Genomic DNA, 17045 nt, shown 5'->3' with positions numbered 1-17045 from the left:
GCGGGCATCTGACGCTTTGCCTGTTGTATCGACATGCCGGACAACACTCCTACTCGTTCGGTCCTTCGTCGGTGGGGTCGAGCCTTCCCGGCGCTACCACCAACTACTATGACCTCTGCTGAGACCCTGCTACGGCATGGCCGCCGTCCTTTCAGACGTAAGGCAGGGCGTCCCCAGGTAAGGGCCGCACTCCTTCATCACACAACCGCCGCATCTACGCCACTTCGCCTTGACCACAAGAGCTTCGCGGTTACTCGCCCGCTCGCCCTGCTCGGCAGCGCCTTCTATGCGATTCGTGTTCCTCGGCTCGTGATTTATGCTCCACGCTTCCTCTCCACGGTTGATTACTCTTCCGCAGTTGCGCTTCACTTCGCTCGCTGTGGTCAGCTCGCGGCGGGACTTTCACCCACAGGAGTGCGCCCATGCTGGGCGCACAAGAAAAACGACCCGCCGCGTGAGCGGTCGGGTCGTCAATTCAGGCTGCCGGCTTAGTAGCGGCGCGGGTTGTCCGGACGCTCGTCGCGGTCGTTGCGCACGCCGTCGCCATCGCGGTCGGCGTCGCGGCTGTTGCGCACGCCATCGCCATCGCGGTCGGCGTCACGGCGGTCCGGCACGCCATCGCGGTCGGTGTCGCGGCGGCCGTTGCGCTCGTAGCGGTCTGGCACGCCATCGCGGTCGCGGTCATGGCCATGCTCATAGCGGTCCGGGATGCCGTCGCGGTCGCGATCGCGGCCACGGGCGTTCCAGCGCGACGGTTCCATGAACCAGCGGCCGTCGCGCTGCACCCAGTTAGGCTGCGAGTACACGTAGCCTGGGCGCTCGGCGATCCAGATGCCCGAGGTCCACTCGTAGCGGTTGCCGCGCCAGTTCCAGTAGCCAGGCTGCCACACGTAGCCGTCACGCGAGCGCGGAAGGCGCTCGTAGCGTGGCGCCGGCGGTGCAATGCGGATGTCGTCGTAGCGGACTTGCGCCATCGGCTGCCAGCCGCCGCTGCTCAGGCGGTAGCCGCCGCCATCGCGTACCCACTCGTGCGAGCGGTACTGATAGCCGTTGCGTTCCGGCTCCCAGTGGCCGCCGAGCCAGACGTGGCGGCCGCCGTCCCAGTTCCAGTAGCCTGGCGCCCAGACATAGCCGCGGCGCGGCGACGGGGCGGACTCGAAGCGTGGCGGCGGCGGTGCCGAGTTGATGACCAGGTTAAAGCCGGTCTGCGCCATCGATGGCAACGGCATCCAGGCTGCGGCGCCGAGCGTGATCATTGTTGCGAGGGTCAGTGTGCGTTTCATGTTTATCTCCGTTTCGAACGTGTGATTCAATATAGCAAGCTGAACCGTCGTCACGGAGGAATGAAGCAGTTGCTTACAACTGAAACAGATTGCGCGAACTGGCCCTAGATGCGGCTGCCGGCGGCGCTGCCTTGCTTGGCCAGCCGGCGCTCGTCTTCCAGCGAACGCTGTTTTTCGACGGCGCTCATGCGCTTGGCCGACACCGTCACCACCGCCATCGTCGATGGCGTTGCGACCATCGCCTGGGGCGCGCTTGCCGCCGCCATAGACGAGTCAGAACCCGTGCCGCATGCGGCCACGGCGACACCGAGGGCGACGACGAATACCGCTTCGAAGTTTTTCAGGATGTTCATGGTAGTTCCTTTCAGGGGTGGCGTTTCGATGGAGTCACTGTAGCCATTGGGGCGGCGCGGCGCCATGCGATTGCGACGAGCCGCAGGATCGGCGGCGCGACCTGCAAAAAACGGCGACCAACCGACGTAGCTGACGCAGCCTTTCGCGTGCCTCCAAACCGCGGCGGTCCAACCCCGCGGGCAGTGCCAAACAGTCGAGGTCGTGTGCGATTGCCGGCACTGACCCCGGTGGTACTGTCGGGCTCGTTTGCGATTGCCGGCACTGACCCCGGTGGTTGGCACCACTGAGCCTTTCTGCGGCCCTCCGCTAAAGCTGTGCGGGCGGCGTGCGCAGGTGCATACGCGGCCCGCTACAGACGGGGAACCAATGCCAGGCTTGATCCGCAGACTCTTGAACTCAGCCGCCGCGCGCCGCATCGCCTGGCGCCGCACGCGCAATATGCATGCCGGCGCGCGGCCGGTGCCGCAGCGTTCCCGGCCTGCGCCGGTGGCAGCTTGGGCCGGCGCGTTCGCTCGGCCGCGCGGTCCAGTGGCGGTGCGCTGGATCGCTGCGGCCGGCGTCGCCGCGGCGCTCGGCGGCGCCATCCTGATCGCCAGCCATGCACGCAGCCTGGCCGGCGCCGCTGGCTCGGCCGGCGGCGCCCGCGCCGTCGTCGTCTTTCAGCCTGCGCTGCCGGGGGCCGTTTTCATCGTTCCGCAACAGGGCGGCATCACGCTGGCGCCGCACGCCGGCGGCGCGCTGCTGGTGGCGGCCGGCATGCGTAGCGCGCCGGCACTGCGCATCGACTTGTGCAGCCAGATGGGCGGCAACGGCGCACGCCTGCTGCCGGTGCGGATCGGCTACGGCTTCGACGACGTCGCCCGATGGGTCGCGCGCAACGACGGCGCCGCCAGTCCGGTCACGCTGCGCAATATCGCCTTTAACGGACCGGGCGACGGCGACATGCCGCAGGTGCAGGTCAGCGGCAACGCCACCGCCGATTTTGACCAGCCATTGCAGCTGCGCTGGGACAGCCGCGCCAACACCGTCAGCTGGATCGGCGACGCCGCCGGCGGCAAAGTCGAGCAGGGCGCGCACAACCAGGTCGCGCTGCGGCGCGACGGCTGGCTGGTGTGGCGCGCCGACGCGGCCATGCATATCCAGCGGCGCGCCAGTGCGGCCTGCCCGCAGGCGGGCGAACTGCTGGTGCAGATCGTGCGCGCCGCACCCGGACCGTCGGCCGCCCGCGCGCTGGTGACCGCCTACCCGGCCAGCGGTGCGCCGGTCAATGCATGGCTTGCCGCCGGCAGCTACCAGGTGCCGGCCGATACCGGCCGCGCTCTTGAAGACCAGGCGCTGTTTCAGCAGCTGCTCCAGCGCGGCATGCTGCGCCTCGGCGCCGCTGGCCTGGCCGAGCTGGTGCCGCCCGACCTGGCGGCGTGGCGCGCCGCGCCGTTGCCCGAGCGCGCCGGCCAGCTGGCAAGCTGGGACCACGTCAAGCTCGACCAGGCCGACGTCCGCCTGCTCAAGCGGCTGTATCGCATGGCCGACGGCGACTACGTGCGCGATCAGGTGCGCGTGTTCAATGGCGAGCGGCGCCTGCTGGCCTGGCGCAGTGCCTCCGGTGCCGTGCGCGGCCAATGGCAGGCCAGCGTGGGCGGCGCGCCCGCATCGACGACGGCGGCGATGCCGGTGGCGTCGGCGCGCCTGTTCGCCGGCGTCGAGCAGGGATGGGCGCCGTGGACGCGCATCGCCGCCTGGCCCGAGGCTGGTCCCGCCGCGCGCTTGTCGCTGGCCTTGCCGCAGCCGGCGCGCGGCGGCGAAACGCTGGCGCTGATGCTGGTCGGGCGCGCCGGCGCAGTGCAGGGCGCACGGCTGCGCGGCGAACCGCAGGGCGCCTGCAGCGGGCGCGCCTGTCCGTCGCGCGACGCGGCCCAAATTGTCGCGCTCGAACTGCTGCCGGGTGCGCGCAGCGTGACCATCGACGTCGCGCCGCTCGACATGACCGTGCTGGCGATGCCAGGCGACCAGCAGTACCGCCACCTGCGGGTGGCCGGCGGCCGCCTCGATTGGCAGCCACTGACGCCACTTGCGGCAATGGCCCGCCCGCCCGCCGCCGCCCAGGTGACGCTGGAAGACCGCAACGGCGCCCCGCTGTGGCAAGGGGGCGCCCCGACCCAGGCCGCGCTCGACGCCGGGCTGGCGCCGCTGCTCGGCATTCGCGCCGAGCATGCCGGCAGCGTCGCCGGTATGCTCGCCCGTCTGCCGTCGCCGGACGGCTCGCCGCATGCGGCCAGGCTGACGCTCGACCTGGCCTTGCAGGCAGCCAGCCAGGGTGCGCTCGACTGCATCGGCATGCGGCGCGGCCAGTGGAACGGCAAGACCTGCAGCGGCGGCCGCGCGCCGCCGGCCGGACGCCGCGCCGGCATCGTCATCCTCGACGCCGAAAACGGCGACGTGCTCGCCGCCGCCGGCGCCGGTGGCGCGCCGGTCACCGCCGCTAACTGGAACGACGTGCGCAACTTCGACAGCACCGACCCGGCCCGCAGCCCGCTGCGCCTGCCGGCCTTCCAGCACGACGGCGGCGCCCACTCCAGTCCCGGCTCGACCTTCAAGGTGATCAGCGCGCTCGGCCTCGAGCAGGCCGCGCGGCGCGATCCGCAGGTCGAAGCACTGCTGGCCGGCCTGCCGCTGCCGGCGATTAACCGCATGGCGCGCGAAAAAGGCTTCGCCTTCCAGACCGATTCGCCGAGCTACCCGACCGCGACCAGGCTGGCGCACATCACCAACTACAAGGACCAGCAGCTGGACCGGCGCGCCCAGGATGGGCGGCTTGGCCTGGCGCAGGCGCTGACGTACAGCCTGAATACCTGGTTCGCCTGGTCCGGCGAATTGAGCGACCGCAGCCTGTTTGGCCGCGCCGAAGGCGGCGCGCCGGATCTGCAGCCGCTCGAAGTGGGCGCGCTAGACGCCGTGCGGCCGATCGTCGGCATGGCGCGCCGGCTCGGTTTTGGCAACGCGCTGCGCCTCGATGGCGGCCTGCTGCCGCCCGACTACAGATGGTCGACGTGGGATGCGCTGCAGGCGAGCGCCTCGCAGATCGACCCGATCCACACCCGCCACGAGCTGCGCCAGATGTCGATCGGACTGCGCATGCAGGTCACGCCGCTGCAGATGGCACTCGCCGCCGGCGCCGTCGGGCAGGGCAGATTGATCGCCCCGCGCCTGCTGCTGTCGCTCGATGGCCGCGAGGCGTCGTCCCCGGCGATGACCCCGGTCGGCGTGCGGCTCGACCGCATCCGCGCCGGCATGAAGGGCGTGGTCGATGTCGGCACCGCCGCCGGCGCCTTCCGCGGCGCGCGCCTGGAGCCGCTGCGGCGTGGCCTGTCCGGCAAGACCGGCACGTCGCCGACCGGCCCGAGCGGCGCCGCCGCCACGGTCTGGTTCACCGGCTGGCTGGAGCCTGGCAGCCTGCCGGGGCAGACCCACCGGCTGGCGGTGGCCGCCTTTGTCAGTCACTCGGAAACCACCGGCGGCGAGCACGCCGCGCCGATCGTCGCCGCCGCGCTGGCCCCGAGCCTGGCGCGGAATACGGAACAGAAGGGTAAATAGGCGCTTAAAACACGCCTGCACCGGCGCAGTTGTATGGCATGATTTTGCTATGCCCGCGCTGCGGCGGGCGGCCATCGACACGACGAGGAAAGGTATGCGCCTGCCGGGAACCCGGTATCAAGAGCACGGGTGGGAACAAGTGCGCAAATTATTGGGACAATGCTCCCTGCCGGCGCTCGCCCATCCGATGCCGGCGCGCCTGCTCGACCCGGATGGCGCGCAAGAGGCGCTGGACGACTACATCGACCTGGCTGCCGGCGCCTTGCGCGCCGCGCGCCGCTCTTCGCGCGCGACCGCGCCCGGCAACAGCTACGGCGAAAGCGTGCTGGAACTGGCGCTTGGCCTGCTGTTCGAACTGCAGGCGCGGCCTGCCGACTGGACCGCGTTTGCCGCCGCTGTCGCCAATGAACATGCCAGGATCGGCGCCTTCTGGGAGCAGGCTGGCGGCGAAGCGATCTTGCGCAAGAAGGTCAACGACATGTACGCCGTCCTGCGCGACAAGGTCGATGCAGACAACTACCAGGCCGCGTGCGGCCGCAGCTGCAGCCCCAACAAAATCTACGCGTACCGGATGCTCGACACCGCGTACGGCGACATCGCCCGCATCTTCGACGGCTGGCAGCAGCACGCCGAGCAGCTTGGCGCCATCCTCGGCTGGCCGGTTGACGCGGCCGCCGCGCCGATCGAGGTGCGCCAGCTCAAATCGATCGCGCTGTGCAAGGCGGACTGGGTGATCCGCTGGAGTGAATCGCGCGAACGCTTTACCGGCGCCGCCGGGCCGCTGCATACGCGCTCCAAGCGCTTTTCCAGCCTGAAGAACAGTCCGGATAAAATAGGCGCCATGCTCGCCGAAATCGGCGAATACGAGGAACTGTCGGCCAACCGCGACGGCGACTGGCAGCAGGACACGATCGAAGCTGCCGCCTGGCTGGACGACCTGGCGCGCGTGTTCGACGAGTCGGAGCAGGCGGCCAGCACGGAGCCGGACCGCATCCTGCCCGCCGGCGACGACGAAGCGAGCGAGGAGCGCGATCCGGAACCTGACGACGACGAGCGTATCGGCCTGATCGCCGTCGGCGTTTCACTGCCCCCCCGCTTCATGCAGTTGGCAAAAGGTGCGCAGGACCGCGGCAGCTGGAGCGTGCAGGCGATGGCCGCCGATTCGCTGCCGGTGCGCCTTGCCGTGTACCTCAAGATGCTAGGCTCGCAGGACGACAGCTATCCGGCCGAATGGCTCGATCCGGCGACCGGCGAGCTGCCTACGATGCAGCAACTGGCCACGCTGGACCAGATATCGCTGCCGACGCTGCGCAAACGGCGCGACGCCGCCATTGCCAGCCTGCTGGCGGCGGCACAACCGTCAAGGAGAATGATGTGAATACCACCGATGGCCTCGAGCGCAAGCTGCGCGAACAACTGCTGCTGGCACGCCGCGTCGAAGGCGACCGCCTGATGCTGGCCGACGACGTGCTTGGCGCCGCGCTGGACGGCAGCCGCCCGCTTAACCCGAACGAGCGCGCCGCGCTGGCGCTGTCGCCGCTGACGATGCGCCGCCTGCGCCAGCTGACGATCGACCGGGCGGCGCCGGCATGGACCGGCAGCGCCGGCATGCTGCGCGCCGCCTCGGGCAGCGGTCCGCTGGGCGAACTGGCCACCGACGACGGTCACTGGGCCCTGCATTTCCTGCCGCAAGGGGCCAGCTGGCAGGTCATCCTCAAACTGGCGGCCGACGCGCCATTCGCGCCGCAGCTGATGCGCGATCAGCCGATGCTGCGCGTGGTCGACGGCGCCGGCGCCATCATCCTGCAAGGCCAGCTCGATGCCGATGGCGAGTGCGAGAACGCCTGGCCGTTCGGCACCGCGCCGGCGCCGCACTTCCAGCAAGCCGGCGCCGCCTTCGCAGTGCAACCGGTCAAGGCGGACCGACGATGAAGAACATCTTCAAATGGCCTGAACGCGCCGCCGCGGTCGACACGTCGGCGCTCGGCAAGGGCGTGGTGGCGATGCCGCTGCGCTCCGGCTGCACCATACCGGCCGGCTGCGGCGCGGTCGTCATCGACCGCGGCGGGCGCCCCCGCCGCGCGCCCGAAGGCAGCCGTCTGGCGCTCGGCTGCGGCGAAACCGCTTTCGCCTTCCATCCCGGCCCGTATGCGGCCGACCTGACGCCGTTCGCCGCCGCGCCGGAAATTGGCCTGCGTGTTGCGTTCGCCGTCGACAGCCCTGATCCGCGCGTGGCGCAGCAGCGCTTCGACCTGTTCCTCGCCAGCGAGGCGGAAGGCGCGCTGGCCCTCGGTTCGTTCGCCATGGCGATCGAGGCGGCGCTGCAGCGCGAGCTGGCGCAGGGCAATCTCGACCTGCCGCCATGCACGTCGCTGGCCGAATGGAACACCTTCCGCGCCGGCTTCAACCAGTTGCTGTACCTGCGCTTCGGCGTGACGGTCGAAGAATGCGTGCCGGTCGACCTGGGCGACGCGGTCGATTTCGCCCAGGTTTTGCTGGCGCGCGCGATCGCCGAGGAACCTGCGCTGATCGCCATGGCTGCGCCGGCGCCTGCACCCGCGCCGCTGTCGGACGCGCGCGCGCTGCGCCGCCTGTTCCTCGAACTGCCTTGCGTGATGTGCGCGTTCCGCGCGGCGGTGCTGCCGCAGGGGCAGCAGCTGTTCCGCCGCCACCAGGACCTGCTGCGCCGCCTGGACCTGGTCAGCCTGTCGGTGGGGACGATGCCGGCGCTCGAACTGGCCGCGCCCGGCGTACCGCTCGCGGCGCCGCAGCAAGAGCGCAGGATCGGCCACAGCCGCCGGGCTGTCGAGTCGCTCGACGAGGCGTGGGCGATGCTGTCGCGCCTTCAGGTCGCGCAGGCCGCGCAGCTCGAAGTGTTGTTCGACGACGCCGAACGCATCATCGCCAATCTTGAATACGACACGGCCGAACGCCGCCTGGCGCAGGCCGAAAGCGAGGAGCCATGATCGCGCTGCCCGACACTGCCGTTTGCCAAAGCATGCTGGCCGACGGCTCACTGGTGGCCGTGACTGCCACCCGCCGCGCGCGCGCCAACCGTGCCGACGTCAAGTGCAGCGCCGCCGGTGCGCCGGCGCTGGCCGAGCGCATGCTGCAGGTGGTGCGCTTGGCGCGCCACACCGAGCCGCGCTTCGACAGCCGCGACCAGGTCGTTGTCAGCATCGACCGCGCGCCGCCGGCCAGTGAACGCGACTGGGAACTGGCCGTAGTGCTGGCCGACCGCATCGTGCGCGGCGTGTTCCAGCCGGCCGCGCCGGTGCTGGCCAACGGCTGGTCCGACGCCTGGCAACTGGGCCGCATCGCCGGCCACGACACCGCCGGCGCGCCGGAACACGCGCTGCTGGGCGGGCCGGAAGGGCTGGCCCACCTTGGCATGCTGACCGGCCAGCCCGACCCGGCCGCCAGCGTGTCGTCGGCGCGCGCCTGGTTCCCGCTGCACAGCGGCGGCATCAACGACAGCCTGTGCTGGGTTGAGGTCAGCGTGTATCCGCTGGCGCGCGCCGACGGCGACGAGGAGGACGCGATCGCGGTGCCTGGCCTCGACCTGACGCAGCAGCTGGCGGTCCGCCGCGCGCTGGCCGGCGCGCGCCACTTCGACGCCCGCGGCCTTGGCCGCTGGAGGAGCGTGGTGCGCTTCGGTCAGCCGCGCTTCCAGGGCAATTCGTTCGAACTGGCGCTTGTAACGGCCGACCGCATCGCGCGCGGGCGCGAATTTTTACCGCGCGGGCGCGTGATCGCCACCGGCTGTTCGGCCGCGTGGCATGCCGGCCGGGTCGACGCGGTCGACGGCTGCGAGCCGAAGTGCGCGCTGATGCTGCGCGACGCGGTGGCGGGCGACCGCATCGTGCTGCCGGCGGCGTGGGAAAGCGCGCTGCCGGCCGGCTTCGCCCAAGCGGTGCGCGAAAAGGGCGCCAGTGTCGCCTGCGTCGAGCGCATCGGCATCATCTGAACCATGTAAAGCGCCTGCCCCTGCTAGAATCGAATCAGGCGGGGGCACAAAACCAACAAGAGCTGTGCCGATTGAATAACCAGGAGTTGGAATATGTTCCAGATGTTTGGATTTGGCGGCGTCACATGCCCGCGCTGTGAGCACAAGAATGCCGACGAATCGGGTTACTGCGCCCAGTGCGGCCTGACGCTCGGCGCCCCGCGCAACGAACCGGTGCTGCGCGAGAACCGCTGGATTCCCGCTCCCAACGAGTTCGCGGTGTTCTTCGGCGTGCGCCAGCTCTCCGGCCTGTTCGTCAAGACGCTGCGCGTGCCGGCCACCACCCGCGCGTATATCCTTCAAGGCGACAAGGCGACCGAGGTGCCGCAGGGCGAATACGAGATCGAAGGATTTTTCTGGCGCCTCAATCACCTGCTGCGCAACCAGCACGCCGAAATCCTGATCACCCGCAGCGCCGCGCTGCCGGTGCAGTTCGAGTTCGACGACCTGCAAACGGCCGAACACCTGACTATTTCGGCCGGCTTCACCGTCAACGTGCGCATCGAGCAGGTGCCGGCCTTTGCGCGCCACTTCATGACCTTGCCGGGCACCGTCACCACCGAGCACCTGCGCGAGCTGCTGGCGCCGTCGGTGCGCCAGCTGGCCGCCGAATTCGTCGCCGGTCAGTCGCTGCGCGACATGGCGCGCAATCCGGAACTGCGTGCACAGCTCGACGAACGCCTGCAGGGCGCACTGAAGATGCGCCTGGCCCAGTACGGCCTGGCGGTCGAGCAGGTCGACACGCTAAGGCTGCGCCATGAAAAATTCGACGAGCACCGCGAGCGCATCGGCACGCTGTGGCTGGTGGCCGACCAGCGCAACGTGCAGCTTGAACACGCCAAGCAGCTCGACCAGCTGTACGACGACGCCGAGTGGCAGCGCATGCGCCGAGAGGAGCAGGAAGGGCGCATCCGCTACCGCCAGGCCGAACTGCGCCACGACGAGACGATCGAACGTGCCGAACTGTCGTTGCAAAGTTCGGAGCGCGTGCAAGCTATCCGCGCGCGCGAAATCGATTTGTACGGACGCATCGTCGATTCGAAGAACCGCAAGGAAGCGCTCGAACGCGGCGCCGGCGACGTGCTGGCCGAACTAGAACACGAGCTGGCCAAGAAGAATGCGGCGCGCGGCGACGAGTCGGCCGAATGGGCGCACCTGCGCCACATCGCCCAGATCCGCATGCGCACCGAACTGGAAATCTCGCAGCAGCAGTCGGCCGAAGCGCGCCAGCTGGCGCAGCAGCATTTTTCGCACCAGCTGCTGCAGCAGCAGATCGCCAACAAGGTCGCCCAGGCGATGCTGATAGAAGACGAGACGCGCAAGCGCGCCGAGCTGGCGCGCCTGCACGGCGTCGGCCAGGCAGCCGCCAAGCGCCAGTCGGACATCGAAGCGGAACAGCACACCAACAAATGGCAGGCGCTCGCGCTGGTCAATGCCGCGCACAAGCGCGAAGCCGAGCGGATGCAGGAGTGGGAAGACCAGGTCGCGCTGGAACGCCAGCGCGAGCTGCTGCGCGGCGGCTCGCTGCTGGCGGAAGAAGCGAACCAGAAGCTCGAAGCGATGCGGCGCGAAGGCGCCCAGGCCGAATCCATCGCCCAGTACGAAAAACTGCTGCGTACCATCGACGCCGACGGCGTTGCGTCGCGCCAGGCGCAGCAACTGGCGCTGGAAGCGGAAGACGCGCGCCACAACCACAAGCGCCAGGCGCAGGAAGCCGAATGGCAGCAGGACTTGCGGCGCCTGGAACTGGAGCGCGACGAGAAGTTCGCCCACCTGGCCCATCAGGCCGACATGGCGCGCATCGAAATCGCCCGCGTGGAGACGATCGGCGCCATGAGCGACACGGCCAAGGTGGCGCTGGCGGCGGCGCCCAATGCGGCGGCGCTGGCCGACTACATGAAAACCCAGGTGCATGCCGGCATGAGCCCGCAGCAGCTGTCCGCGCTGGCCGGCGTGGTGAGCGCGACCAACAGCGTCAGCGCGCAGGACGCCGCGCGCATGGCGCAGGAACACGGGCAACAGGAGCGCGCGCGCCGCGACGCCGAGGTCGACAAGGACCGGCGCCACCAGCTCGACCTGCTGAACCTGCAAAATGACGTCAACAAGGCGGCGCTGGCGTCGCAGTCGGAGCTTGGCATCGGCGTGGCGCAAGCGACGCGTGCGCCGACGGTGCGCTATTGCGCCAACGGCCACGCGGCGCAACCGGGCGACCGTTTTTGCGCGCAGTGCGGCGCGGCCCTTCAAACTTGACGGGAACGATGCAGACAGCAAGAGACAAGATCCGCGAACTGCGCGCCCTGCATGAAGACGGCCTGTTAAGCCAGCAGGAATTCGACAGCCGCAAAAATGCCATCCTGGACGCGGAGTACGCGCCGCCGGGAGGCATCAATGCGCCGCCGCCGGTGCGCCAGGGGACGGAGATCGGCCTGATGGTGGGCCAGGAAATCGGCCCGCAAAACCGCCGCTACAAGCTCGAACGGCTGATCGCCCAGGGCGGCATGGGCCAGGTATGGCAGGCGCTTGACCTGGCGACCCAGGCCGAACTTGGTCACAGCGCCTGCGTGGCGATCAAGATCCTGCCGCCGCAGCTGACCATGAGTCCGACTCACGCCAAGCTGCTGATCGAGGAAGCGACCCAGGCGCGCCGGCTGGCGCACGAACACATCGTGCGCGTCTACGAGTGGGCGCAGGATCCGGCCACGGCCAGCTACTTCATCATCATGGAATGCCTGGAAGGCGAAGACCTCGACAGCCTGCTGGCGCGCGAAGGCCCGATCACGCTCGAGCGCGCGGCGCAGTTGCTGGCGCCGGTCGCCGAGGCGTTGCAGTACGCGTGGGACAAGCACCGCCTGGTGCACCGCGATATCAAGCCTGGCAATGTGTTCGTCACCCAAATAGGCGAAATCAAGCTGCTCGATTTCGGCATCGCCGCGCGCGCCCGTTCGAGCGCGAGCAGCATCGGCCTGGAGGCGCCGGCCAATTCCGGCACCGCCGGCTACCGCGCGCCGGAGGCCGGCGTCCACCAGGGCGAGCCGTCGCGCGCGCTCGACGTGTATGCGGTGGCGGTGATGATTTACCAGATGGTCGAAGGGCGCATGCCGTTCGATGGCGTGCGCACGGCGGCGCTTCATCCGTCGCAGCCGGCCGCGCTGACTGGCTGGCAGTGGAAGGTGCTGCAAAACGGCTTCGCGCTCGATCCGGCGCAGCGTCCCGGCACGGTGGCCGAGCTGCTCGACCAGCTGATGCATGCAAAGGGGCCGACGCCGCAAGAGGTAGCGGCGCGCGAGGCGGCCGAGCGCGCCGAAGAAAAACAACGCCAACAGCAGCTGGACACCCAGCGGAAAGCTAACGCCGAAGCCGCTGCCGCTGCGCAGCTGATCCGCGACCGCCAACGGCGCGAAAAAGAAAAAGCCGATCGCGCCGCGGCCGAGGTCGCCAAGCGCGAACGCAAGGACGCGCTGCGGCTGCAACTGCTGGAGCGGCGCGCAGCCGACGCCGAAAAGGCGCGGCTGGAAAATGAGGAGCAGCAGCGCCAGGCATTGCAGGCCAAGGCCGCCGCTGCGTATCGCGCCGAGCAGCAGCGCGCCCGCGCCGCGATCGCGGCGCGCACCGAAGCCGAACTGGCGGCGCTGCTGCCAAGCGCGAATAGTCCGGTGGCCGACGCCGAAGGCGTGCTGCGCGACCGCTATCGAGATGGCTCCGGCACCGGGCCCGACCTGGTGCTGATTCCGACCGGGCGCTTCCAAATGGGCTCGCCCGAGCACGAACGCAAAAAGGCGATGGAGGCTGGCTCGCAAAAGCCGTGGCTCGACCGCGAGACGCCGCAGCACTGGGTCGGTATCGAGCAGCCGATCGCGATGGGACGCTATCCGGTGACGGTGCGCCAGTGGCGCGAGTTCGTCGAGGCGACCGACTGGCAGCCGCAGGGACAATTCAACTGGGCCGCGCCGGGGTTTGCGCAGGCCGACGACCATCCGGTGGTGGGGGTGAGCTGGCACGACGCGCAGCTGTACCTGCGCTGGCTGACCACGATGACCGGCCAGGTGTACCGGCTTCCGAGCGAGGCGGAGTGGGAGTACGCCTGCCGCGCCGGCACCAAGACGGCGTTCTACTTCGGCGACACCATCAGCACCGACCTGGCCAACTACGACGGCAATTACAGCTACAACGGCAGCCCGAAAGGCGTCTACCGGCAGGGTACTAGCCGGGTCGGCGAGTTCCCGCCCAATCCGTGGGGGCTGTACGACATGCACGGCAATGTGTGGGAGTGGATGCAGGACGTGGTGCACGATAACTACGATGGCGCGCCCAACACCGGCCGCGCGTGGGAAGAGGGCGGCGATCAGGGGCGCCGCATTCTGCGTGGCGGCTCATGGCTGTACAACCCGCGCTACCTGCGCTCGGCGCTGCGCAATGGGTTCTCGGCGGCGCTGGGTAACGACATCGTCGGCTTCCGCGTGGCGCGCAACCTGATCTAGCACGCTTAACAGAACCTCTTAAATCGCTCTAAGGCACCACCACCATCAGCATTCTCAAGCTGAACGCCGATCGACTGCAAGCGAAGCTCGACCAACTCACTCAACAGACCCGCTCAGACGGCGACGCTGACGCACGGATAGAGTCAGTCATCACGCACATCTCGGCAGGTGTCAAGACCCGTTTGGTTATAGACACGTTTGATGAACAGATCCGGCTTTTCTTGATGCCAACTGTCAGCTCTGCCATGCTACCGCCAGTACGCCGATCGCCATGCGGTGCTTGTTGGCCAGGCTGAACACTTCGCGCATGCGGGCCAGGTGTTCTGGCTTTTCCAGCTCGATGCGCGGTTGCCGAAGTGGAGCTTGAGGCCGTGCTTCAACGTCGGGCTTGCGGCGCACCGTTCAGTTTCTTTCAATGCGTAGTCGCGCAGCGGGTTGACGCCGCAAAATGCGCGCAGCCGGTCCGGGTACAGCGCCGCCTGCGCGCCGGTCCAGTCGTTCTTTGCCTTTACCTTGTTGTATTCGTCGTCGACAGTGCGGTTGGGGGGGCTACATGTAGGCGGTCGACATCACCGTGGCGTGCTGGATGCCGGCCTTGTCGAGCAGCGCAATCAGGTCGGCGGCCATCAACACGACCGGCGTGGTGGCCGGCGGCGCGATCATCGCCGCCACGCCCGGGCTGAACAGGTGCTGGGGGTGGTCGGCAACCGGCGCCGGAACGACAGCCGCTCAGGCGTTGGAGGCCAGCAGCGAGCCGGCAGGCAGCATTGTCGAGATTGTCATTTTCATCGCGTCAGGTCCCCATCGAGGAAGGTCATGATGCCGATGCTACTAAAGCTCCGACGATTCAGGCCGGAACCGAAGCCATCCTTTGCTTGCCTTCGAGCCCGAGCATCAGCAGCACCAGCGCCACCCCGCACAATGCCAGGCCGCAGGCGACCCATTGCGGCGCCACGTACGAGTAGCCAAGCGTGAGCGGCACGCCGCCGAGCAGGGCGCCAAGCGCGTTGCCAATGTTGAAGCCCGACTGGCCCAGCGACGAGCCGAGCATCTCCGATCCCTTCGAATGCTCCATCAGCAGCATCTGGATCGGCGGCCCGAGCGCCAGCGCGATGGCGCCGGTGGCGAACGCCAGCATCAGCATCGCCGGCTGCGACGCAATCATCACGCCGTTGAGCAACAGTACTGCCGCCATCGGACACAGCAGCATCAGCAGCGCCGGCAGCGGCGCCACGCGGTCCGCCAACTTGCCGCCAAGGAGCACGCCGGTCGTCATGCCGATGCCGATCACCATCATCACCATTGGAATCGTGTTGGCGGAAAACTTCGTCACTTCGATCAGCAGCGGCGCAATGTAGCTGATGTAGGCAAAAAAGCCGCCGGTGCCGATCGAGGTGATCGCCATTGCCAGCCACAGCTGCGGCGTGCGGAAGATAAGCAGGTCCTGGCGGAAGCTGCCGCCTTGCGGCGGGTCGAGGTACGGCACCAGTTTATTCAACGTCAGCATGGTTGCCAGGCCTATCGCGGCGACGATGATGAACACGAGGCGCCAGCTGACGTTGTGGCCCAGCCAGGTGCCGAACGGCACGCCAAGGACGCTGGCGAACGCCAGGCCGGCGAACATCGTCGCCACCGCGGACGCGCTCTTGCCTTCGCTTGCCAGCCGCATCGCCACCACCGCGCCGACGCCGAAAAAGGCGCCGTGCGGCAGGCCGGCAAGGAAACGCGTGATCATCAGCAGCTCGAAGTTCGGTGCTAACGCCGACATGGTGTTGAACGCGGTGACGAGCAGCATGAACCAGATCAGCACGCCGCGCGGCGCCCGCTTGGACAGCAGGCCAACGAGCAGCGGCGCGCCGAAAACCACACCGAGCGCATACGCCGAAATCAGGTAGCCGGCCTGGGGAATGGTGATGCGCAGGCTCGCAGCGATGTCGGGCAGGATGCCCATCATGACGAATTCGGACATGCCGATGCCAAAGCCGCCAAGGGCCAGCGGAAGAAGACTTTTGTTGAACACAGTGATTTTGAGGAAGAGGGGAAGAGCGGAACCTCGCACTATAAATGTTTATGCCGGGTAAGTCTGCATTTCGGTGGTGATATCGGATATTCGCAACATGGATAGCCGGGGCCGGCATTCGCACTGCGCCGATGTCGTATAAAATCTTTCGGATCAGCTAAAAACTTAATCAAGAGGATCAATGAACAAGCACGCCGTATTCGTAGTTGCCTTATCCGTCGCCGGTGCCGCGTCGGCCCAGGAAGTGATCAAGATCGCCCACGTCGGCGCCATCACCGGACCGGTGTCCTATTTTGGCAAAGACACCGAGAACGGCGCGCGCCTGGCGATCGAAGCGCTCAATGCGCGTACTGTCGCCATCGGCGGCAAGAAGGTGCGCTTCGAGCTGGTGCCGGAGGACGACGCCGGCGAGCCGCGCCAGGCCACCACGGTGGCGCAAAAGCTGGTCGACGCGAAGGTCAACGGCGTGGTCGGGCACCAGACGTCCGGCACCACCATCCCGGCGTCGAGGATTTACCACACCGCCGGTATCCCGCAGATTTCGCATTCGAGCACCAGTCCGAAGTACACCCAGCAGGGCTTCAACACGACGTTTCGGGTAGTGGCCAACGACACCCAGCTTGGCAGCGCGCTGGGACGCTACGCGGTGAAGGGCATGAATGCGCGCCGCGTCGCCGTCATCGACGACCGCACCGCCTACGGCCAGGGCCTGGCCACCGAATTTGGCAAGGCGCTGCTGGCGCAAGGCGGCAGCGTCGTCGCGCGCGAATTCACCACCGACAAGTCGACCGACTTCAATGCGATCCTCACCAAGATCAAGGCCGCCAAGCCGGACCTTGTGTTCTTTGGCGGGATGAACGCGGTGGCCGGGCCGATGCTGCGCCAGATGAAGCAGCTGGGCATGAACACGAGGATGATGGGCGGCGACGGCATCTGCTCCGACGAAATCGCCAAGCTGTCGGGCGGCGCGATGGCCGACGACCAGGTCGTGTGCGCGGAAGCGGGCGGGGTCGAGCCGAGCGGGAAGGCGGGCATGGACGCGTTCCGCGCGGCCTACAAGAAGCGCTTCGGCATCGACGTGCAAATCAACGCGCCGTATGCCTACGACGCGGTGATGGTGCTGGCCGATGCGATGGTGCGGGCCGGTTCGTCGGCGCCGGCGCAGTACCTGCCGCAGGTGGCCAAGTCGCGCTACAAGGGCGTCACCGGCCCGGTCGCGTTCGACAAGTTCGGCGACATCCGCGACGGCACGCTGACCTTGTACACCTTCAAGGGCGGCCACCGCACCTTGCTGGCGGTGACCAAGTAATCCT

The 17045-nt window shown here is 68.3% G+C and carries 13 protein-coding genes; 8 read left to right on the top strand and 5 right to left on the bottom strand.

Annotation, left to right across the window (positions count from 1 at the left end; translation table 11 throughout):
• Window positions 1-488: 488 nt before the first annotated feature.
• Window positions 489-1283, bottom strand: a complete 795-nt coding sequence (locus tag CR105_RS29110; RefSeq protein ID WP_229414105.1) for a YXWGXW repeat-containing protein — start codon at window positions 1281-1283, stop codon at window positions 489-491.
• A gap of 104 nt (window positions 1284-1387) precedes the next feature.
• Window positions 1388-1636, bottom strand: coding sequence for a hypothetical protein (locus tag CR105_RS24245; protein ID WP_180288302.1), 249 nt, complete (start codon window positions 1634-1636; stop codon window positions 1388-1390).
• Window positions 1637-2027: 391 nt separating this feature from the next.
• Here CR105_RS24245 and CR105_RS24240 point away from each other — a divergent pair, with 391 nt between their 5' ends.
• From CR105_RS24240 to CR105_RS24210, 7 genes are all read left to right on the top strand, one after another.
• Entirely contained in the window at window positions 2028-5228 is a 3201-nt protein-coding gene (locus CR105_RS24240; protein ID WP_307189654.1) for a penicillin-binding transpeptidase domain-containing protein, read from the top strand.
• 139 nt (window positions 5229-5367) lie between these two features.
• The gene (locus CR105_RS24235; protein WP_307189653.1) at window positions 5368-6606 is read left to right on the top strand and encodes a hypothetical protein; all 1239 of its coding nucleotides are present in this window, start codon (window positions 5368-5370) and stop codon (window positions 6604-6606) included.
• Window positions 6603-7160 (top strand): hypothetical protein, encoded by a 558-nt coding sequence (locus CR105_RS24230; RefSeq protein ID WP_099793033.1) that lies wholly within the window; start codon window positions 6603-6605, stop codon window positions 7158-7160. Before CR105_RS24235 ends, CR105_RS24230 begins: the two co-directional genes overlap by 4 nt.
• Complete coding sequence (locus CR105_RS24225; protein WP_099793031.1) at window positions 7157-8194, top strand: hypothetical protein; 1038 nt, start codon at window positions 7157-7159, stop codon at window positions 8192-8194. The genes CR105_RS24230 and CR105_RS24225 overlap by 4 nt, the downstream gene beginning before the upstream one ends.
• The gene (locus CR105_RS24220) at window positions 8191-9195 is read left to right on the top strand and encodes a hypothetical protein (RefSeq protein WP_099793029.1); all 1005 of its coding nucleotides are present in this window, start codon (window positions 8191-8193) and stop codon (window positions 9193-9195) included. Before CR105_RS24225 ends, CR105_RS24220 begins: the two co-directional genes overlap by 4 nt.
• A gap of 93 nt (window positions 9196-9288) precedes the next feature.
• Window positions 9289-11484 (top strand): SPFH domain-containing protein, encoded by a 2196-nt coding sequence (locus CR105_RS24215; protein ID WP_099793027.1) that lies wholly within the window; start codon window positions 9289-9291, stop codon window positions 11482-11484.
• Window positions 11485-11492: 8 nt separating this feature from the next.
• On the top strand, window positions 11493-13712 hold the full coding sequence (locus tag CR105_RS24210) for a bifunctional serine/threonine-protein kinase/formylglycine-generating enzyme family protein (protein ID WP_099793025.1): 2220 nt from the start codon (window positions 11493-11495) through the stop codon (window positions 13710-13712).
• A gap of 234 nt (window positions 13713-13946) precedes the next feature.
• Here the strand turns inward: CR105_RS24210 and CR105_RS28540 are convergent, their stop codons facing one another.
• The 3 genes from CR105_RS28540 to CR105_RS24205 form a co-directional block, all read right to left on the bottom strand.
• Complete coding sequence (locus tag CR105_RS28540) at window positions 13947-14111, bottom strand: hypothetical protein (RefSeq protein WP_180288301.1); 165 nt, start codon at window positions 14109-14111, stop codon at window positions 13947-13949.
• Between the two features lie 150 nt (window positions 14112-14261).
• On the bottom strand, window positions 14262-14384 hold the full coding sequence (locus tag CR105_RS29290; protein WP_267873915.1) for a hypothetical protein: 123 nt from the start codon (window positions 14382-14384) through the stop codon (window positions 14262-14264).
• Between the two features lie 175 nt (window positions 14385-14559).
• On the bottom strand, window positions 14560-15732 hold the full coding sequence (locus CR105_RS24205; RefSeq protein ID WP_099793023.1) for an MFS transporter: 1173 nt from the start codon (window positions 15730-15732) through the stop codon (window positions 14560-14562).
• 181 nt (window positions 15733-15913) lie between these two features.
• On the opposite strand from CR105_RS24205, the gene CR105_RS24200 reads away from it, so the two are divergent.
• On the top strand, window positions 15914-17041 hold the full coding sequence (locus tag CR105_RS24200) for a branched-chain amino acid ABC transporter substrate-binding protein (RefSeq protein WP_099793021.1): 1128 nt from the start codon (window positions 15914-15916) through the stop codon (window positions 17039-17041).
• Window positions 17042-17045: the final 4 nt, after the last annotated feature.

It is taken from the genome of Massilia eurypsychrophila (assembly GCF_002760655.1).
In the GTDB taxonomy this organism is placed as follows: domain Bacteria; phylum Pseudomonadota; class Gammaproteobacteria; order Burkholderiales; family Burkholderiaceae_D; genus JAFCUW01.
Note: the sequence above shows the minus strand (reverse complement) of the source record. Positions and strands in the feature narration are given on the sequence as shown.